The organism is Actinomadura flavalba DSM 45200, assembly GCF_000374305.1.
GTDB classification, from domain to species: Bacteria; Actinomycetota; Actinomycetes; order Streptosporangiales; family Streptosporangiaceae; genus Spirillospora; species Spirillospora flavalba.
The window spans coordinates 422459-442803 of the sequence record NZ_KB894095.1 but is presented as its reverse complement, the minus strand read 5'-3'; the positions used below and the strand labels follow the sequence as shown (position 1 = coordinate 442803).

Here is a 20345-nt window from a genome sequence, read left to right as displayed (position 1 = left end):
GGCACCCTTCCCACGTGCGATGCTATCGGGATGCGCGAGTTCGACGTGGTGGTCGTGGGCGGCGGCGCCGCCGGGCTCTCCCTTACCCACCGCCTGCGGCACCTGAACGTGTCCGTCGCGCTCCTGGAGGCCCCTCCCGGACCGGCGCGCTCCCCGGAACGCACCTGGTGCTACTGGGAGGAGGGGCCCGGCCGCTGGGACGCCGCGCTGACCGCCCGCTGGGACCGCCTGCGCGTCCTCGGCCCGGACGGCCGGGGCCGCACCGCGCCGACCGCGCCGCTCACGTACAAGATGCTGCGCTCGACGGACTTCGACGCGTATGTGCGCGCCGGGCTCGGGGGAGTGGAACAGGTCGAGGCGACCGTCACCGGCGTCACCGACGGCGCCCGCCGCGCGACCGTGCGCGCCCTCGACGCGTCCGGCGCCGAGGTGACGTACGCGGCCCGCTGGGTGTTCGACTCGCGGCCCGTTCCGCCGCCCCCGGCGCGGACCGCGCTGCTCCAGCACTTCCGGGGCTGGTTCGTCCGCACGTCCGCGCCCGACTTCGACCCGTCCCGCGCGACCCTCATGGACCTGCGCCCCCCGCAGCCCCCCGGCGGCGTCGCGTTCGGCTACATCCTGCCGCTGTCGCGGCACGAGGCCCTGGTCGAGTACACCGAGTTCACCCGCGCGCCGCTGACGTCCGGCCAGTACGACGCGGCCCTGCACGACTACACGAAGAACGTCCTGCGGCTGAGCCCGTTCGAGGTGACGTCCGTCGAGCAGGGCGCCATCCCGATGACCGACGCCCGCCACACCACCGCCACCGGACACCGCACGTTCCGAATCGGCGCCGCCGCGGGCGCCGTCCGCCCCGCCACCGGCTACGCCTTCAGCGGCATCCAACGCCAGACCGCCGCCGTCGCGCACCTCCTGGCGACGGGCCGCCGCCCGCTCCCGCCGGTCCCGCACCGCCCCCGCCACCTGACCATGGACGCCATCCTCCTCCGCGCCCTCGACACGGCCCGCGTCCCCGGCGCCGCCTTCTTCACCACCCTCTTCCGCCGCAACCCCCTCCCCAAGGTCCTCGCCTTCCTCGACGGCACCACCACCTTCCCCACCGAACTCCGCCTGGGCCTGTCAACCCCCCTCCTCCCGATGACCCTGACCACCACCGACCACACCACCGCCCGCCTCAGACGCGGGCGGGGGTGATGCGCAGCGTTCGCGTGCGGTGCAACTCCCACAGCAGCCAGCCGACCGAGACGGCCCCGAGCACCGCGTAGGCGGCGACGCCGCCGATGCCGTCCCAGCAGGCGTGCAGGGTCACGGTCGCCGCGAGCGTCAGCGGGACGGCCGCGAGGGTGCGCGGCGACGGCGCGGCGGCCCAGCGCCACAGCGCGCCGCACGCGAGTGCCGTCCACGCCATGTGCCCGGCCGGTGAGAGCAGCCCCCGCAGGAAGAGGGTCTGCTCGACGGCGCCGACGTCGCCGCGCGAGGCGATCAGGGCCGTGAACGCGTACCCCATCGTCTCCAGCACCGCGAACCCGAGGCCGACCGCGATCCCGAGCACGAGCCCGTCCGCCGTCCGCACGTCCCGCCGCCGCAGCACCGCCCACGCGAGCATGGCCACCGGGACGATGAGCTTGGCCGCCTCCTCGGCGAGCCCGATCCCGACGGCGGGCAGCGCCCCCAGCCGCCGGATCGCGTCGTACTCGACAATCCCCGCGGTGACCGTCCCCACGACGCCGCCGAACAGCGCCGCCGCCGCGAGGGTCGTCGCCGCGAGCTGCCACTCGCCGCTGCGGCCCGCCGCGAACGTCAGGAACGTCACCGGTACCAGCGCCGATCCCAGCAGGATCACCGTCGGCACGAAGTTCGGGTTCCCGGTCGCGACGAGCGTCGCCAGCACCGCCCCGAACAGCGCGCCTCCCACGACGAGCACCCCGGCCCACGCCCACTGCCGCATCACGTCCACGACCCACCGCCCGCCGCCGAAACCCGCAGAATGCCGGAATCCTAGGGAGCCGCCGACCCCCTGAGAACCCCTTCGGCCGTTGACCTGTCCCACACCGGCGAACCGCCATAATCGGGGTCCGATCGTCCCGGCGCCGCGAAACCGGTCGCCGCTCCCGCGAGGAGACCGAGCCATGAACCCCGACGGCACGAGCGACGGCGCGGCCGGTATGGCCGGGCGGCTGGACGCGGCGCGGCGGCGCCGGTTCGTGGGACGCGCGGACGAGCTCGAACTGCTGCGGGCCGCGCTGGCGGGCGACGCCGCGTTCTCGGTGCTGCACGTGCACGGGCCCGGAGGGGTCGGCAAGACCGCGCTGCTGCGGGCGCTGGGCCAGGTCGCGGACGAGGCCGGGGTGCGGGTCGAGCGGGTGGACGGCCGCGCCGTCGAGCCCTCGCCGCGGGCGTTCGCGCGGGTGCCGTCCGGCGAACGGGTCGTGCTGTTGATCGACACCTACGAGTCGCTGCGCCCGCTGGACGGGTGGATTCGGGAGGAACTGGTCCCCGGGCTGCGGGCCGACTCGGTCGTGGTCGTCGCCGGACGGGAGCCGCCGACCGCCGGCTGGTCCGCCGACCCGGCCTGGCGCGACCTGCTGCGCGTGGTGCGGCTCGGTGACCTGCCGCCGCGCGACGTCCGGGCGTACGCGCGAGCCGAGGGCCTCGGCGAGCCCCAGGCCGCACGGCTCGTCGCCGCCGCGCGCGGACACCCGCTCACCGTGACGCTCCTGGCCGACCTGCTCCGCGCGGACCCGGACGCCGACCTCGACCTCGCCGGCGCGCCCGACGTGGTCGGACGGCTCGTCGAGTGCTTCGTCGCCGGAGCCCCCGGCGAGCGCCACCGCCGCGCCCTCCAGACCTGCGCCCACGCCCGGTTCACCACCGAACCGCTGCTGCGCGCCGCGCTGGAGGCCGACGACGTCGCGGAGGTCTTCGGCTGGCTGCGCGGCCTGCCGTTCATCGAGCAGGGACCGCTCGGCCTGTGCCCGCACGACCTGGTGCGCGACGTCGTCTGCGCCGACCTGCGCTGGCGCGACCCGCCCGCGTTCGCCGCGCTGCACCACCGGATCAGGGACCATCTGCTCGGCCGGGTCCGCGCCACGGCGGGCCGCGAGCAGCACCGATGGGTGATCGACACCAGTTTCCTCATCCGGGCCAACCCTGCCGTCAGCGGCTACTGGGACTGGACCCGCGTCGGTGAGCACTACGCCGAGCCCGCGACCGCGCGCGACCGCCCGGCGATCCTGGCGATGACCGAGCGGCACGAGGGACCGGAGTGCGCCGCGCTCGCCGCGCGCTGGCTGGACCACCCGGCCGCCGTGACCACCGCGGTGCGCGGCGGGGCGTCCGGCGAGGCCGTGGGGTACGCGCTCGTCCTGCGGCTGCACGAGCTCCCGCCCGGCGACCTTGCGGCCGATCCGGGCGCCGCCGCGGCGTGGGCGCACGTGCTGGCGCAGGGGCCGCTCGAACCGGGCGCCGAGGTGACGATGAGCCGGTTCTTCATGGACGCCGAGCAGTACCAGGGTCCGTCCGCGACCCGGAACACGGCGATGGCGTGGCACACCCAGCGGCTGCTCACCAGCCCGGAGCTGGCCTTCGACTTCCTCTGCTCGTTCAGCGGCGACGCGCGCGCCTACGAGCCGATCATGGCGCATGTCGGATACGACCGGCTCGCCACGGCGGACTTCAAGGTCGGCCGCACCCGGTACGCCGCCTTCGTGCGCGACTGGCGGGGGCGGACGCCGCAGAGCTGGCTGGACATGATGGGCGACCGCGACCTCGGCGTGACCGGACCGGCCACGCCTCCGCCCCCGCCGTCGCGCGCCGACTTCGCCGACTGGGTCCGGCTCGGCCTGCGCCACCTGCACACCCCCGACCGGCTCGCCGTCAACCCGCTGCTGCGGTGCCGGATCGCGGGCGCCGCCGACCCCCTGGTGCTCCGCGAGACGCTGTGCGCGACCGTCCGCGAGGTCGGTGACGACCCGCGCACGCACGGGCTCTTCCTCGTCCTGGACCGCACCTACCTGCGGCCCGCACAGACTCAGGAGAAGGCCGCCGAATCCCTCGGCCTGGCGCTCAGCACCTACCGCAGGCACCTGGCGCGGGGCCTGGACCGCGTCACCGAGCTGCTGTGGGCCAGAGAACTGAACACCACCCGGATTGACGCGCGAATGACCACCGATCGGCCTGGCGGGTGAGCGTTCGCGCGGGACACCCTTCGCTCCCGGCGGCCTGTGGGGGCCGTGAGGAGGGAGCGTCATGGTCAGAACGATGCTGCGGCTGGGGGCGGTGGTGGTCCTGCTGGCCGCGTCCACCGGTCCGGTGTCGGCGGCGGACGCCGGGACCGCGTCCGCCGTCGTCCGCACCGAGGCGGGCGACGTCCGGGGGATCGCGGACGGCGCGCGGCGCGCGTTCCTGGGCGTCCCGTACGCGGCGCCGCCGGTCGGCGCGCTGCGGTGGCGCGCACCCGAACCGGCGCGTGCGTGGACCGGCGTCCGTGACGCGACCCGTCCGGGGTCGTCCTGCCCGCAGCTCGGCGTCCCCGGCGCGCCCGGACAGGTCCCCTCGACCGACGAGGACTGCCTGCACCTGAACGTCGAGACGCCGCGCGCTCCCGGCCGCGACCGGCCCGTCCTGGTGTTCGTGCACGGCGGGTCCGGGATCAGCGGCGCGGGGTCGCTCTATCCCGCCGCGACCCTGGCCGAACGGACCGGGACGGTCGTCGTCACCGTCAACTACCGGCTCGGCGCGCTCGGGCACCTGGCCCTGCCGGACCTGCGGGCCGAGGCGCCCGCGCTGAACTACGCCCTCCAGGACCAGCAGGCCGCCCTGCGCTGGGTGCACCGCAACATCGCCGCGTTCGGCGGCGACGCGTCCCGCGTGACGCTCGCGGGCGAGTCCGCCGGAGGCCAGGCCACCTGCGCGCACCTGACCTCGCCCGGCTCCGCCGGGCTGTTCCACCGGGCCGTCGTCATGAGCGGCGCCTGCGACCTGTCGTACCTGCCCGCCGAACCCGAACGGGCGTTCGCGATCAGCGGGAAGTACGCGGCCGACGTCGGCTGCCCCGACGGCCCCGGCCGGCTCGCGTGCCTGCGCGCCAAGCCCGTGGCCGACCTGCTGGGGACGGCGCCTCCGGCCGGCGACGGCCCCGCCGCGGCGATCCCCGGCTGGCCGCTCGTCTACGACGACGCGGTCGTTCCCGGCAACCCGCTCGACCTGCTGAAGAAGGGCAGGGGCGCGCGCGTTCCCGTCATGGTCGGCGTCACCCGCGACGAGGGCCGGATGCTCACCGCCGTCCAGTTCCAGGCGGTGACCGGCCGTGCCGTCACCGAAGAGGAGTACCAGCGGCTCCTCACCTCGGCGTTCGGGCCGCTGGCCTTCGTTCTCGGCGGGGTCTACTCGTCCCGGGGGTACGGCTCGCCGGAGAAGGCCCTGGCGGCGCTGTACACCGACACCCTGTTCGCCTGCCCCGCCGCGAAGATCGCCGCCACGCTGGCGCCCCGGACCCCGACCTACGCGTACCGGTTCAGCGACCGTGACGCGCCGAACTGGTACATCCCGGTCACGAACGTGGACCTGGGCGCCTACCACGCGGGCGAGCTCCCGTACCTGTTCGACATCCCCACCGAACGTCCGTTCACGGCGTCCCAGCGCGCGCTGTCGCACCGGATGATGGACCACTGGGCGTCCTTCGCCGCCACCGGCAGCCCCGGCGGCCCGGCCCCGTGGCCGCGCTACGACCTCCTCACGACGCCCTACAAGGACCTCCTCCCCGGCCCCGGCACCGAGGTCCTGCGCCTGGGCGCCTACCAGACGAGCCACAACTGCCTCCTCTGGGACGTCTTCGGCGCCCTGGGCTCCCTCACGGGCTAGCGCATACGGGAACCCCAGATCACCGAGCGCGAGCCGCACAAGACGACCGTCCCGTGGCCCCCGGCCCGATCGCTAACCTTGCTGCGGGAAAGGGGTGGTCCATGCCGCTTGAAGTCGGCCTGTGGCGCATCGACGACGGACCCGTCCGCGTCCCGCTGACCGCCGTCGCCTCGGAGACCGAACTCGAAGACCTCATCGAGGCCGACCCCGGCATCCTCGGCTTTCCGCTGCTGCTGATCGGACGCCAGGTCCGGACCGAGCACGGGAAGGTCGTGGACCTGCTCGGCCTCGACGCCGACGGCACCCTGCACGTCTTCGAGCTGAAACGCGAGCGGACGCCCCGCGAGGTCGTCGCGCAGCTCCTCGACTACGGGTCGTGGGCGAAGGGCCTCACCAACGAGGACATCCGCAGCATCTTCCGCGCGAGCCCGTACGGCGGCGAACTCGACCGGGCCTTCGCCGAACGGTTCGGCGCGGGCCCGCCGGACTCCCTCGGCACCGCGCACGCCCTGACCGTGGTGGCGGGCGACGTGGACGCCGCGACCGAACGGATCGTCACCTACCTCGCCGAGAGTCTCATCCCGATCAACGTGCTGTTCTTCCGTTCGTTCTCCGACGAAGGCCGCACCTACCTCGCCCGCTCCTGGCTCGTGGACGACGTCGCCGTCGCGGCGGCCGGCACCCCCACCCGGCAGGACAAGCGCGAGCCGTGGAACGGCCAGGACTGGTACGTCTCGTTCGGCGAGGAGTCCGGCGTCCGCAACTGGAACGACGCCCGCCGCTACGGCTTCGTCTCGGCGGGCGGCGGCGACTGGTACTCGCGGACGCTCAGCACGCTCCCGGTCGGAGCGCGCGTCTTCGTGCACATCCCCAAGTCCGGCTACGTAGGTGTGGGAACGGTGTCGGGGGAGGCCCGCCCGTTCGCCGACGCCGTCCTGACGGTCGACGGCGAGCCGCGCAGCATGGCCGACCTCGATCTGCACGCCGCCTACGACCACGGCCGCCCACCCGACGACCAGGACCGCCGCGAATGGATCGTCCCCGTCGAGTGGACGGCGACGGTTCCCCGCGAGGACGCCTTCTGGGTGCCGGGCATGTTCGCCAACCAGAACTCAGCCTGCAAACTCCGCGCCCGCTTCACCATCGACGAAGCCACCCGCTTCTTCGCCCTCCCCGACTGACCCGGCGAGGGCACCCGGACATAACGCACCGTGCCCGACCGGAAACCCGGTCGGGCACGGCCTGCCCAACTCGCACGCCCGCGCCTACGCGCGGTCGCCGGTGCCGCCCACGAAACGAACGCTCATGCCGATCCCTCCCCTCTAGACGTCCTCGGCCCGATGCGGAGCCGAGTCGGTGATCCCCAGCAGGCAAAGGCACACCATCCGCAGCACCCCGGCCGACCTGCCCGGGACGGAGGTGACCCGTCGAGCGACCGGGGCGCTCGGACGCGCCGCCCGGTCGAGCTGTGCGCGCAGCGGCGCCGCCGGATCGAGAATCGCGGCATACCGGCCGACCGCCTCGGCGAGCGACCCCCGGCCGGCGGCGGGAGCCGGGCGGGCGAGGGACACCGGCCTCCCGGCGGCCGCGGCGTACGCGGTCGCCGTGCCCTGGTCGCCGATGACGAAGTCCGCCGCCGCGACGGGGCCCTGCCAGCCCTGTCCGAGAGGCAGGAACCGCACCCGCTCACGCGCCTCGGCTCCGGTCCACGCCAGCACCTGCCGCCTGCCGTGCCGCACCCACACGTCGGGGTGCACGTAACAGACCCACCGGTCCCCGGAGACGGCCGATTCGGCGGCGATCCGTTCGAGCAGCGCCGGCGACCGGCCGAGCAACGAGCCCGATCCCCGAGACGAGAGCACGACGCCGAGCCGCCGCCCGAGACGTACGCCCTGCCGCTCCCGGTGCCCGTCCCGCTCGACGATCGCTCCGAGCAACGCGTCGTACACCGGGTCACCAACGACGACCGCGCACCGCCCGACGTCCGGCGCCGCCCTCTCCAGCCTGGAGACCGCACCACCGTGCGGCAGCCCGACGACCACGACGTCGTCGCGGCCCTCGCGCCCGCGGAGCAGGTCGCCGAGCGCACGAACGCACCGCCGTCCGTGGTGATCGACGACCTCGCCGTCCGGCGACACCTCCGGGAGCAGCAGCAACGCTCCCGGCAACGGGCCCACCCCGGCGGGACCGGCGGCGACCACCAGGTCGAACCGTTCCCGCGCGGCGCGGTCCCACGGGGTGGTGAGCGCGTCGGCGGCGGCCAGGAACTCCGCCACCCGGTCATCCGGCGGTCCCGGAGGCCGGGTGAACACCACCTGGACTCCCGCCACGCCCTCCACGGCCCGCACGGCGGCGATCAGCCGCTCGCCCGCCGCGACGCTGTGCACCACGACCAGCACCACGCGGCGCACCGGATACGTCTGCACGCCGCACGCGGCCGTCCACCACGGCGCGAGCCGGCGCGAGTTCGTCGTCCCCATCGTGTCCTCCTCGGCACTCGATCCGTTGCTGACCAGCGTCTCGGCCGGATGTGGAGAAAGCGTGAGGAAACCGTTGGGGCGCCCCGCCCGGGCGGATGTTCTGCTTCACTGAAACGCGATGGACGCGCGCACGGTCGACCTCCAGATCCTCGGCCCCGTGCGGTTGCTGGTGAACGGCGAACCGACGGCGCTGCAACCCCGGCTGCTCGCCGTGCTGGCGATCGCGGCGGTCAGCGACGGCAAGGCCACCTACACCGACCTGGACGAACGCCTGGGGCCGATCACCGAGGCCACCTTTCGCTATTACCGGTCGGCCTTGCGGAAGGCGGCGGGCTTCGACATCGTCCGCCAGCACGAGCGATCGGTGCTGGAGCTGGGGCTGCAGACGTCCGAGGTGGACTATTGGCGGTCCCGCAAAAAGTTCAAGGAGATCAGCGGGCTGCCCGCTGACCGGCAATACGGTCCCCTCCTGGCGGGAGCGGAGCTGTGGCGCGGACCGCCGCTGTCCGACCTGGACCAGCAACTCGTCTTCACCGAGGTTCTGGAAATCCGGCGGCAGAGCCGCAAGCCCTTCCTCGACCTCATCCGGATCTGCGCGGAACTGGAAGGCGCGGAACAGGCCATCGAGCACGCGGAACACGCAGACCGGCTGTTCGGTGACGACCACGAGATCCGACGTTCGCTGTGGCACCTGTGGGCGGAGACCGGACGAATTCAGACGTTGATCGACGATCAGCGAAGGCGGGAGGAACAGGCGAAGCGGCGTACCGCTTCGAAGATCGCCGAGCTGGAAGCCGAGAAGGGTCGGCGTGTCGCCTCGGAGTGCAGGGATCTGGAGGCTGAAAGGGATGAGTACATCGACTCGCTGCGCGCCGACCTGAAGGCGTTCTGCGAACGCGCACGTGAAGTGGCGAACGTGGCGCCGTTGCGACTGCCACATCAGCTGCCCGCGATCCGGGCTCGCCTGCGGGACCGCGATGACGCCCTGACCGCGCTCCAAGAGCTGCTCTCACCTGACAGCGGCGTCCGGGTCATGACCGTCTACGGCTTGGGCGGCCAGGGGAAGACGGAACTGGTGGTGACCTGGGCGCACAGCGTGGCCGGACACTTCCCGGACGGAGTTCTCTACGCGAATCTGCGGGGTCATTCCCCAGTGGGTGCTCCGATGGACCGCGACGCGGTGCTGGCGATGTTCGTCGAGGCACTGGGCATCTCGGGTACGAAGCGGAGCGGTGACGCTTTGCTCGCCGCTTACCGGACGGCGGTGAACACGCGCGCCCTCCTGGTCGTCCTCGACAACGCCCGGGACCATCGGCACGTCGCGGATCTCGTGGCGGCGAGCGGACGCAGCCGTACGGTCATCACGACCCGCACGGACGTGGCCGGCCGCGCGATGACCGAGGGGGCTCGCGTCCTGCCGCTGGGCCCGATCACGCTCGACGGATGCCTGGACATGCTGCGCGAGCTCGTCGGCGCCGCACGGGTCGACTCCGGGCGGAGCGCAGCCCGTGCCCTCATGGAGACATGCCACGGGATGCCGCTCGCCGCTTGGCACGTCGCCGGACATGTCCGCTGGCGCCGGCACGACAGTCTGGAAGACGTTCTGGCGAGGCTGGACTCCGAGAAGGCACTGCTGGGCGTGACGTCCGAAGGGGAGACGGCATTGCGTGATTCGCTGAGCCTGTCCTACACCCCGCTGTCGCCCGAAGCGGCCGCGGCGCTGCACGTCATCGCGATTCATCCCGGTCCGACCATCACGCTCGACGTCGTCGCTTACCTCTCCGGTACGCCGGAGCAGGTGGCGCGCCAGGCCACCGACGAACTCCTGTACAGCAATCTGCTGTACCAGTCGCCCGACCGGCGGTTCGAACTGCACGACCTCGTCCGGGCCTTCGCGCTGGAACGTGCTGTCGAGGAACGGTCGGGCGGTGGTGTGGACGCCGTGCGGGAGCGGCTGCTGCAATGGCTGCTGGCCTCCGCCCGGCAGTGCGATCGCGCACTCAGCTCGGGCCGGGAGCTCCCCGACGACCTGCTCCCGGAGGGGAGCGCACCGCTGCCAGAGCCCGAGGACGATGCCGCGGGACGCCAGTGGTTCGACCGCGAGCACGACACCGTGCTCGCGGTGCTCGACTCCCCGGATTTCCGCTCGTTCGAGCCCTACCGGTGGCGGCTGCCACTCGCCCTGTGCTCTTACCAGACGCGTAGTGGCGCCTGGTCCGTCGCAGCGCGTCACCTGGAGACGGCGTGCGAGATCGACAAGAGCGACCTGCTCGACCCACGGGATCGAGACCGCTATCAAGCGGTGTGCAGCCGCATGGTGGGAAATCTGCGACGCAAGCTGGGACAGTACGAGTTCGCAGCGGTCAGTCTGCGTAAGTCGATCACTCTCGCCGAGGGGATCGGCAGTTCGCTCGAGTCGGCCCACGGCCACCAGCACATGGGCGTCCTCCAAGAAGAGATGAGCCAGTGGGAGCAGGCGTTGCACCACGCGACGACCGCTGGTCGGCTCTACGAGGAGTTGGAAGACGAGCGGGGCATCGCGGCGACCCTCCCCACGATCATCAACTGCCATCTCAAGCGCGGCGAGATCGAAAGCGCGCTAGAAAAGGAGGCGTTCGCGGTCGACCTGATGACGCGGGCCAGCACGCCCTACAACCAGGGTGCTCTCCATCGCGTCCTGATGGAATGCCACCTGCGCGTGGGAAATCACGCGCAGGCCGTCGCACACGGGGAGTCGGCCCGCGCCTGCTACGTCGATTCCGGCGCCTCACCCAACGAGGCGCAGGTGCTCACCGGACTGGCCAGGGCCTACCGGGCGGCGGGCCGCGCCGCTGACGAACGAGCCGCGCTGGACGCTTTCATGGGCCTGTACGAGGGGCTGGGGCGCGGCACGCATGAGGTCAAACCCGAGGACAGGAAGGCGTTCGAGGCAGCGCGACGTCGCAGGGACGAGGTGACCCGAGACCCCGCCTGACCCCCTCAGTCCTGGGGCGGCCCGGGAATCTCCTCGTCCGGTGGCTCCCCGCCAGGTGCGTCCTCGTCGCGCGCGTTCCGCATCGGCAGGATGTACTCCTGCGCCTTCCGCGCGAGGTGCAGCGGCAGCGGCCTGCCGAGCACGTCGCGGTAGTCGGGCGCCTGCCGCAACTGGTGGACGGCCATCGCCACCGCGTGTGGATCGTCGCCGTCGCCCGGGTGGCAGCCGAGCACGGCGATCTCCACCAGGCCGGGGTTCCACGCCGGGCGGTCGACGTCGATGGTCCACTCACCGGCATGGTCGCCCTTGCGAATCCTCCGGCGATTCAGTTTGTGCGCCTCCACCGCGGAGCCGGACGCGGTCGAGGCCTTCGGCGCCGTGCTGTAGAAGACCCTGCCCGCCCCCTCACCGCCGACCCAGAGGTTGGAGGGCAGGCCGTGGACGACGCCTTCACGACGTGGAAGGCCCCACCACTGGGGCGTCTCGCGCTGGTCCGCAGTGCGCACCCGGACCAGCCGCAGCCAGGGGTACAGCGGGAAGGCGGGCGCCTGGCCCGTGCGGATGAGGTCTCGTCTCACCTGGCCGTCCTGCACCCACGTCCACAGGGAACGGATGTTCTGAGCGTCGACGAGCAGAACCGTGGGCCGGCCCCGGACGTGGTCCGAGTGGAGGACCCGTTGCAGGAACTCCTCCATCCTCGCGCGCTGATCGTCACGACTCCGGGACCAGTCGAACCACGGTTCGTCGGGGTCGCGCACATCGGCCAGGTCCCGGTCGGAGACGGCCGCGAGGACGGGCAACCGCCCCAGGAACCGCGGGTACGCCGTCCACGCGCCCCTCTCGGTGACCGCCCCGGGGTCCCAGCCGAGGACGGCGTCCGGCCCGTCGGCCCACGGACGCACCAGCACGGCGATCGGGAACTTCCCCTTGGCCGAGTAGGCGGTGCTGCCGCGCGCCTTCGTGGCCGTCCAGACGGCGAGGTACTGGGTATCCTCGGGCAGCCCGGCGGGAACGTCGGTGCGTGGCACGACGGTGGCGCCCAGTTGCCGGAGGGCGTCGAGCCACGCCGACTCCGCCGCGGAGGGCAGCGTCTTGCTGGACTGCGCCTCGCTGGACTGCGCCGTCGCGGGGGAGACGACGAACTGGGTGAGCACGCCGCTTCCCGCCGCGCCGAGCCGCAGTGCGAACTTGGGGTCGTTCAGCTCGCCGTACGCGGACCTGCCCGCGATCTCCACGAGCGCGACCGAGGGGACCGCCGTGTCCGCCCCGTCCTCGGCCAGGAACTCGCCCATGTCCGCGCGTCGTTCGCGGACCGCGCGGACGGCTCGGTCGGCCCTTCCCCGCGCCGGACGCGGCGGCACCCCCAGGCCGTCCGCCAGCCCGTTGTCCAGGCGCAGGCAGCGCAACGTCACCATCAACTCGTCCGTCGGCCACCGCAGTACGACGGGGTGGCCGCGGCCGCTGCGGTCGTGGTCCCGCACGCTCACCTCGCCCGCGCCGCCGTCCCCGTCGAGGCCGAGCGCGGCGGTGAGGGCGGCGACAGCCGCGTCCCGCGTTTTCTCGGTGCGCCACAGCAACCGGGCCGTGAACTCGGTCGTTCCGGACCATTCGGCGTAGAGCTTCGCCAGCGAGGCACGCCGCGCGCTCCCCAGGGCGGCCTTGGTCGCCGCGGTCCGTTCCGGAGACCCGTTCCGGCGGGCGTTCAGCGGCTTGCCCGCCGGCAGCCGCGACCGCGTGAGGTCGGCGGCCCGGACCAGCTCCGGGCCGAACGCCTGCTCGGCCCACGCGACCAGACGGGACCGCTCATGGGACATGAATCCCGCCCCGACGCCGTGTTCGCCCATGTGGGTGCTGTGCACGACGAACGCGTCCACCCCCCGTTCACCGTCGAACCACCGCTCCGGGTCACCGAGAAGCTGCGCCGGTTCCGGGAACGTTCGCGCGCGCATGGCCAGCCGCCGCATCAGCTTCGCGGGATCGCCGCCACGCCACGCGTGCCCGTCCCCGTTCCCGACCACGTACGCCACGCTGTACCGGTCGCCGGGCGGGACGCCGGGAAGCCACGCTTCGAGCGGGCGGAGGTAGACCGCGCTGCCCCTGCGGTAACCCAGACGGAGTGACCCCGTCTTCGCATCGGTGCGCGTCGCCCACCGGCGTACGCCGAAATGCACATGGACCCGGGGGCGCGGATGGAACGGCACCGTGTGCAGCGTGACGGTCGCGCACACCGAGAACCACCAGCGCCGTCCGCTCGCGTCGTCGTGGGGAAGCGGCTGGGACATCAGCTCCGCGCCCTGCTGACGGGACCGGCGCGCCACGGAGCGGAACCGCAGCACGTGCTCGCCGGAATCATAGGGCGGCAGCTCTTGAATCCGCCGGGCGAAGTGCTGGGTCGCCAGCAGGTACTGGAGGCCCGACGGCTGCGCGGTCCCGCCGTCACCGACGCCGCACCGCAGCAGCGGAACGTCCTCGCGCCGCCAGACGGGCGACTGCTCACGCAGTGCGTCGCATACGCGCTCGACCGCGTCCCGATGCTCGTCCTCGGGACGCAGTTCCTCGATCCAGTAGTCGAGCAGCCGCAGCAGGACGGGCACCGGCAGCGGCTCGCCCGCCGTGTCCACGGGGCAGTACAGCCAGGTCCGCGGACCCGCCTCGGAGGCGACCGGACGGGGCAGCACCGCCAGACGCACGTCCAGCGCCTGGAGCAGCGCGTCCAGCCGGCGGGTCGGCGGCAGCAGGACGCGGATGCGGCCCTGCCGGGTGAGGTTGCAGAGGTCGACCACATGCTCGGTGATCCGCTCGGGGAACTCCAGCGTGTGAAAGCCCGCAGTGCGGTCGCCGCCATCGTCGGCGGGCTCGTACGCCGCCCGGCGGATCGCGTCGTAGGGCACGGCCATGCTCTAGCCCCTCTCCCCGTCGCCGGAGCCGGGATCGTCCAGATCGGTCGGGTCGACGTGGGCGAGCAGGTCGCACAGCGCCAGGTACACGGGCTCGTACAGGAGAGTGGCGAGTTGCGCGTCCGCCGGATCGACCGGGGCGTCGTCCGGCAACGGGGCCAGGTAGGGGCGCAGGACGTCCCGGATGTTGTAGAGCAGGCTGGTCTTGGCGTTGTCGCGCCGTACGGTCGTCGGCCGGGCGCCCGGCGCCTTCGCCGCCGCGAGCCCGGGAGCGAACTTCGCGTCGACGAACACCACCCGGGCGGCGACGCCGCCGCGGACGAGCCGGCCGATCACCTGCCAGAGGACGACGAGCTGGTCCCACGCGAAGGATCGCAGCTCCTCCTTGCTCAGCGCGGAGTACGCGTACCGGCGCGTGAGCAGCCGCCCCCACTCGCTGCGCGCCGAGGTGCGGAAGGCACGGGCGGCGGCGTCGAGTGAGGCGTGCGCGGCGGTCAGCTCACTCAGCGACGCGGGCTCGGCCCCGGACACGCCCAGGCCCCGGGTGACGCGGCTCTCCCAGTCGTTGATGGCCAGGACCGACAGGCCGACGTCCGTCGGGACCGGGTGCGGGCGCGTGAGCAGCAGCGCCACTCCGAGCGCCGCGTTCTGGTTCCTGTTCAGGATGTTGTGCCCGCGTTCGACGGCGAGCAACGGTGCGACGAGCACGTGGAGCATGGCGTCGGTGGCGAGGTGGCCCACCTCCCCGCGTCGCACGGTGCCCGCCGGCACGGCGTCGTCCGCGCCGCCGACCGCCTCGGTGACGTCGGCGTCGTCGGCCACGAGTGCCTTGACGTGCCCCTGCCAGTCCGGCATGGCGTTGAGCTGGTCGGCGACGGACCGCGCGTCCTGGTAGCTGTTGACCAGGAGCAGGGCACGACGCCGGCGCGGGTCCTCGACGTTGTTGATCTCCTCCTGGAGCGGGGAGATCCCGTGCGGTCCCGGCTTGCCGAGCCGGTCCACCACGGCGCGCAGCAACGACGCCTGAACGCGGCGCGGCTGGCCGGAGACGCTGATCGGCTCACCGTCGTCGCCGTAGCAGAAACCCGTGCTGAACACGGTGTTGCGCAGCCGCGTCCTGGCCTCCGCCGACGGACCCAGGACGGCTCCCACCGGTGCGACGACGTGCGAGCGGGTCGACGTCCCGGCCCAGCTCGTGCCCGACAGCAGCAGCACGTGCGGCCCGCCGCGCCCCGCAGCGGTGTCGGCGCCCAGCGAGGGGAGGGAGAGCAGCAGTTCCCGGCCGACCCCGGTGCAGCGGAAGAACCGCAGCGTTCCGGTCACGGCTTCGGCTGCCGCCTCCCGCTCGTCCACGACGTACTGGAATCCCAGCACGTTGCCCATGGGGGACTCCGGTACGAGCGGCATGTAGTCCATGGGCGGGCGGCGCACCAGCTCGTTGTCCGCCGAGTTCAGCCGCATCGCGTCCTCGACCTGCGGCCACAGGTAGGTCAGCCGGTCCAGCCGGTGGTGCAGGGCCGACAGCAGCAGGGTGAACTCCAGCTTGCTCGCGAACGGGACGTCCTCGTCGTCCGGACCCGGCTCGGCGCTCTGCGCGGCGTCCTCGTCCGGTTCAGGCGCGGCGTCCGCTTTCATCGCCCGTAGCTCATCGAGGACCGAGTCGAGCCGCTTCGCCGCGGACAGCGGGTTCAGCGTGTGCAGCAGGTCCTGCGTCGCCGCGGCGAGGCGGTCGGCGACCGACTCGTACGGGCCCTGATCGCCCAGCGGGTCGTCGCGGAACTGGTCGAACGCGGCTTCCATCCGTGCACGCGACGACGTGGGCCCGTCACCGGCGCCCGCCGGTGCCCGCTCGCCGCTGGGCGGCGGATCGTCCGTGCGGAACAGCTCGGTGAGGAGCTTCGCCTGGAGCGTCCAGGAGTTGAAATACTCGATCCCCACCCACTCGCGCAGGCGCTCGTTCGCGATCAGCATCGCGTAGAGCAGGTTCGTGGCGCCGGTGACCACGGACAGCGCCACCTCCCAGTCCCGCACCCTCCGGTCGGAGAGCTGAATGCGTCCTTCCTGGGAGAGTTCGCTGATGCTGTGCGTGTGCAGGGTGTCCAGCCACGAGTGCGGCCCCCGCGACACGAGCGTGGCCGTGGGCGCGAACATCAGGTCCAGATTCATCATCACCCGGTCCGCCTCGTCCACGACGATGATGTCGCTGCGCAGGCAGGCCAGTTCCAACTGCCGCAGGCTCACCCCGCCCAGCTCGGGGGCGACCGGGCTCATGACCAGTGACGCCATGTTGGCGATCCACACCCGCGCGTCCACCTGGGCCCGCGCGGCGCCATGCCGTGGGCAGGCGTGCCACAGCGGGCAACCGGACGGGCGGGGGCGCCGCCGGTCGTCGGGCTCGCCGGTCGCGGCGTAGAGCCGCGAGCACGGTGCGTCGACCGGCCGGACCGGTCGTTCCGCCCCGCGCAGGGCGTCGAGCGGGCAGGCGGTGCTCAGATCGCCGAAGCCGTGCTCCTCGTGGTGCCCTGCCAGCAGCAGGTGCCCGCGCCCCGCGAGCCTGCGGTGTAGCCCCTCGACGTGCTGCTCGCGGGTGGACGACCCGATCACCGGCACCACCGCCCCGTCGCCGAGGAAGCCGCGCAGTTCCTCCGCCGTGCGCAGTTGTTCGGCGACGTCTCCGACCACCAGCGTGATCCGCAGCGGCTGGTCGCGGCGGACCGCCCAGACGGCCAGCACCTTCATCAGCGTGCTCTTGCCCACCCCGACCATGCCGACCGCGTGCAGCAGCCCGTCGAGCCGCAGCGCCTCGCCCGGGAGGAAGTCGCCTCCGTGTGAGCCGCGGACCAGCAGCCGGGTCTGGTGGACGCTCTCCCACCAGTTGGCGCGCTCGCCCGGCGCCGCGCGCCCGTCCATCCACGCCGCCGCCTCTTCCAGTTCCGTCCAGGGAACCTCCAGCGCGGCGCCGTTCGTCGGCGTCGATGTCGTGAGGTCGTGCGGCGGCGACGGCTCCGGCCGGTCCGCGACGTCGTCGGGAATGGTGACCTCGACGCGCTCGTCACGGTCGAAGTAGAAGTGGTCACCCGCTTCGGCCGGTGCGAGAGGCCGTTCCACGAAGTCGGGCAGCGTCTCCAACGCCTTCTCGTAGACGTCGAACCGGCCGGTCAGCGCGGTGGCCCCGGTCCATTCGAACGAGCCGAGATCCGCGGCGAGCCGGAACGCGCGGACGCTCGGGTCCAGCGCGCGGTAGTCGCGCAGCGCCTGGACCCACGCCTCCCGCCGGCGCAGTGGCCACAGCCGGTGCCGGACACACGTGATCATCCACTGCTGCTCCGGCGTGCGGGCCAGCCCTGCCGCCTGGGCGAACGGATAGCCGCCCAGCAGCGCCCAGACCGACGTCGGCGGCTGCCGCTCGTCGAGCCGCCGCAGCAGCGTCAGACCCAGCTCCACCGGGCACAGCACCTCCAGCGGCACGCGCGGCGTCCCGTGCCCGAGTCCCGCGGCAAGCTCCGCGTACCATCGCCCGCTACGCACGTCGGCTCTCCTCACGGACCATCGTGGTGAACTCCTCCTCCGAGCTCACCCGCGGCGTCTCGCTCGGCGGGGTGGTCTGATCGCGCACCACGTGCAGGTAGTCCGGGTCCGCGTCGACCCGGTACTGCGCCACCACCCAGGTCACGGGGCTGACACCGTCGAGTGCCGACGCCGCTGCGATCGCCCGGCCGAGCAGTGCCGGGTTGTGCCAATCGACGAGGGTCGCGTTCCACGAACGTCCCGGTACGTCCACCCGCAGGCCGCCGGGTCCGCGCGGTGGCCAGCGCGTGACCGCGACCCCCGGCACCGACAGGACGTCCGCGACACGCAGCACCGCCCGGTCCGGCCCGGAGACGAACTGCCGGTGTCTCCTGTCGCCCTGTAGCCGGACCTTGGCGTCCCAGTCCACCGGCTCGCCGACGAAGATCTCGTCGCCGCACTCCTCCCGCTCGCACCACCAGGTCTCCGTGAAGGTCCGGCGCACCGGCGTTCCACAGCACGCGCACGGGTAGACCTCGTCCCCTGCGGCGTACTCCGGGCCGATCGGACGGTAGAAGTCGCCCAGATACTCGCCCAGTTCACCGAGCCGACGGTCGAACCCCACCCGGTTGAGCGCATCGTTGGTGAGCATCGGATGCGTCGCCAGAACCTCGCGCAGCAGACTGAACGCCACGGCCTGGTTGCGTTCGGCGGCGAGGATCGCGAGCCGCGTCACCGGCTGCGCGGCCGCGCGGATCGGATCGCCGCTCTCCGCGCACAGCGCGATCTCGTGGCACAGGGCCGTCGGCGCTCCCGAGGCGTCGTCGACCAGGAGACCGTCCGCCGGGTAGACGGCGTCGGGCAGCCGCAACGGCCAGTCGCCGAGCGGAAGTTGATATCCCCAGCGGATCATCTCCGGCACCGACCCAGGCGCCCGCGCACGCTGACGCAGGCAATGCAGGACGATCCGATTCAGAGCGCCCTGGATCTCGTCCGGATACGGCATCCGGAACGCCGTCAGGTTCCGCAGCTCATCGACACGCACCAACGCGCTCGCCACCGCGCCGAGTACCCGCTCGTGCGACGCCTCGTCGTTCACGCCGTCGGACCTTCCGCACGCAGCACGTGCCGCGCACCCGGCGCACACCACCGGCGAACCTCGCAGCTCCCGCAGGCCCGGCCCGGCGTCGCCTCGAACGCCGCGTCGGCCAGCAACGGGACGACGAGGTCGCCGATGATCCGGCGGGCCTCCGCCACGACGTCCGGATCGTCCGGGTTCCACTCCTCCAGCGCGCAGCCGTCCGGGCGCAGGTGCTCCAACTCGACTCGCGAGCGGGTCACCTCACCGCCGAGCGCCCCGGCGGCCAGCATCAGAACCGCCAGCGCGAGCTGCGGGAACTGCCGCAGCAGGGGAAGATCACGCCGCAGCCCGCGCGACGACGTCTTGGTCTCCCGCCATACCCAGCCGCCGGAACGCCGGTAGAGCAGATCGGGCGCTGCGACGAAGACCACGCCGAGCCGCTCGTCGTGGACGACGACGAGATCGCGCGCCGCACCGTCGTCCTCGTCCACGTCGGGATAGGGGCAGAACGCCGAATGCCGCGCCAGCATCCGTGCCGCCGGACTCCGGCCGTCCTCAGGCAGCGCTGCGACGGCTGCGTCCATCGGCTGTTCCGGCGAACACCGGCGAGTGGGGGAACCGGCCCCATGACGATCCCGCAACGCCGCGTCCACGGCCCGGCCCACGAGGATCGGCAGGCTCTCGGCCGGCCCGGCGTCGCGGATGTGCAACTGCATCAGCAGGTGATAACGCGCCGGGCAGTCATGGTGGTAGCGCAGGTCGGTGACGGAGAGCGACCGCCTTGGGCCGCCAGTGGCGGGGACGTGCGGCAGCAGGTCGCCCGCCGGGAGCGCGGAGCAGTCGGACGTCTGCGGGCAGCGCGCGCAGTCACCGCCCGTCCGGCGCGCGGTGTCGTCCACGACCTCGATCAGACGCGGCGCGACCTCGTCGCGGGCGCGCCGCCGGATCTCGTCGGCCGTCCACTCGAGGACCGGTTCCGCGACCGGTGACGCCGCCCCGAAGACGATCACGCGCACCCGGTCCGGAGTCCCTGATCCGCCGAAGGCGGCGACGTTCGCCGCCGCCGCGCGGACGACCGGCGGACGCTCTTTCGGAACGGTGTGCCCGAGCAGCCATATCTCCCGGACCGAGCCGTCGTCGGACTGGTAGCGCCGTCCCCAGCAGGTCTGCTCGTAGCGGCGCACACCGCGGTGGTCGGGAGCGTCGCGGCGGTGCACGACCTTCCACTCGGACCGCACCGGCCGTCGGCAGGGAACCGCGGCCGCGGCCTGCTGGGCGTGCCAGGCGGCCCGGTAGTTGCGGAACGCCTCGACGGACCAGGAGACGAGACCGTCATGGGCGGGAGCGGATCGCGAGCCGAACGTGCCTCGGGTCCGCCGGAGTTCTTCCACGACGGCGTCCTCGTCCTGTCCGCCGAACTCGACCCGATCGAGGGCGGCCATGAGGGGGCCCAGCGCGAAGGTCTGCAACGGCGAGCCGGTGCGGGGACGGCCGTGGGGCGATGGGCGCACTTTCAACGCCAACGCCTGGGGGCAGCCAGTAGA

General features: G+C 73.0%; 11 protein-coding genes. 5 read left to right on the top strand and 6 right to left on the bottom strand.

Translation table 11 applies throughout. From position 1 onward, the window contains the following. Positions 1-30: 30 nt before the first annotated feature. The gene (locus C229_RS30740; protein WP_018655943.1) at positions 31-1194 is read left to right on the top strand and encodes a lycopene cyclase family protein; all 1164 of its coding nucleotides are present in this window, start codon (positions 31-33) and stop codon (positions 1192-1194) included. Here the strand turns inward: C229_RS30740 and C229_RS0115215 are convergent. Further along, positions 1175-1948, bottom strand: a complete 774-nt coding sequence (locus C229_RS0115215; RefSeq protein WP_033424435.1) for a PrsW family intramembrane metalloprotease — start codon at positions 1946-1948, stop codon at positions 1175-1177. The two genes, C229_RS30740 and C229_RS0115215, sit on opposite strands and share 20 nt — an antisense overlap. 181 nt (positions 1949-2129) lie before the next feature. Between C229_RS0115215 and C229_RS30735 the strand changes: the two genes are divergently transcribed. The 3 genes from C229_RS30735 (at position 2130) to C229_RS0115200 (ending at position 7043) form a co-directional block, all read left to right on the top strand. Beyond that, positions 2130-4187 carry an AAA family ATPase gene (locus tag C229_RS30735; protein ID WP_018655941.1) on the top strand — a complete coding sequence of 686 codons (2058 nt, stop codon included), beginning with the start codon at positions 2130-2132 and terminating at the stop codon, positions 4185-4187. A gap of 61 nt (positions 4188-4248) precedes the next feature. Then, entirely contained in the window at positions 4249-5862 is a 1614-nt protein-coding gene (locus C229_RS30730; RefSeq protein WP_018655940.1) for a carboxylesterase/lipase family protein, read from the top strand. Positions 5863-5963: 101 nt separating this feature from the next. Next, positions 5964-7043: a PDDEXK family nuclease gene (locus tag C229_RS0115200; protein ID WP_018655939.1), complete on the top strand. Its 1080-nt coding sequence runs from the start codon at positions 5964-5966 to the stop codon at positions 7041-7043. Between the two features lie 141 nt (positions 7044-7184). On the opposite strand, the gene C229_RS0115195 is transcribed toward C229_RS0115200, so the two are convergent. After that, positions 7185-8342 (bottom strand): hypothetical protein, encoded by a 1158-nt coding sequence (locus C229_RS0115195; protein WP_018655938.1) that lies wholly within the window; start codon positions 8340-8342, stop codon positions 7185-7187. A gap of 118 nt (positions 8343-8460) precedes the next feature. On the opposite strand from C229_RS0115195, the gene C229_RS0115190 reads away from it, so the two are divergent. Next, positions 8461-11316, top strand: a complete 2856-nt coding sequence (locus C229_RS0115190) for an NB-ARC domain-containing protein (protein WP_018655937.1) — start codon at positions 8461-8463, stop codon at positions 11314-11316. Between the two features lie 5 nt (positions 11317-11321). On the opposite strand, the gene C229_RS0115185 is transcribed toward C229_RS0115190, so the two are convergent. The 4 genes from C229_RS0115185 to C229_RS0115170 are packed head-to-tail and all read right to left on the bottom strand — an operon-like array spanning position 11322 to position 20312. Next, a complete protein-coding gene (locus tag C229_RS0115185) occupies positions 11322-14213 on the bottom strand; it encodes a pPIWI_RE module domain-containing protein (protein WP_018655936.1) in 2892 nt (963 codons plus the stop codon). 3 nt (positions 14214-14216) lie between these two features. Beyond that, positions 14217-17741, bottom strand: coding sequence for a pPIWI_RE_Z domain-containing protein (locus tag C229_RS0115180; RefSeq protein ID WP_026313819.1), 3525 nt, complete (start codon positions 17739-17741; stop codon positions 14217-14219). Continuing rightward, positions 17734-18819, bottom strand: coding sequence for a pPIWI_RE_Y domain-containing protein (locus C229_RS0115175; protein ID WP_018655934.1), 1086 nt, complete (start codon positions 18817-18819; stop codon positions 17734-17736). Before C229_RS0115175 ends, C229_RS0115180 begins: the two co-directional genes overlap by 8 nt. Next, positions 18816-20312 carry a PD-(D/E)XK nuclease family protein gene (locus C229_RS0115170; protein ID WP_205624489.1) on the bottom strand — a complete coding sequence of 499 codons (1497 nt, stop codon included), beginning with the start codon at positions 20310-20312 and terminating at the stop codon, positions 18816-18818. Before C229_RS0115170 ends, C229_RS0115175 begins: the two co-directional genes overlap by 4 nt. Positions 20313-20345 lie beyond the last annotated feature (33 nt).

Coding starts and splice junctions, on each gene's coding strand:
- C229_RS0115200 (WP_018655939.1), top strand. CDS start 5,964: ATGCCGCTTGAAGTCGGCCTGTGGCGCATCGACGACGGACCCGTCCGC.
- C229_RS30740 (WP_018655943.1), top strand. CDS start 31: ATGCGCGAGTTCGACGTGGTGGTCGTGGGCGGCGGCGCCGCCGGGCTC.
- C229_RS30735 (WP_018655941.1), top strand. CDS start 2,130: ATGAACCCCGACGGCACGAGCGACGGCGCGGCCGGTATGGCCGGGCGG.
- C229_RS0115185 (WP_018655936.1), bottom strand. CDS start 14,213: ATGGCCGTGCCCTACGACGCGATCCGCCGGGCGGCGTACGAGCCCGCC.
- C229_RS30730 (WP_018655940.1), top strand. CDS start 4,249: ATGGTCAGAACGATGCTGCGGCTGGGGGCGGTGGTGGTCCTGCTGGCC.
- C229_RS0115195 (WP_018655938.1), bottom strand. CDS start 8,342: ATGGGGACGACGAACTCGCGCCGGCTCGCGCCGTGGTGGACGGCCGCG.
- C229_RS0115215 (WP_033424435.1), bottom strand. CDS start 1,948: ATGCGGCAGTGGGCGTGGGCCGGGGTGCTCGTCGTGGGAGGCGCGCTG.
- C229_RS0115190 (WP_018655937.1), top strand. CDS start 8,461: ATGGACGCGCGCACGGTCGACCTCCAGATCCTCGGCCCCGTGCGGTTG.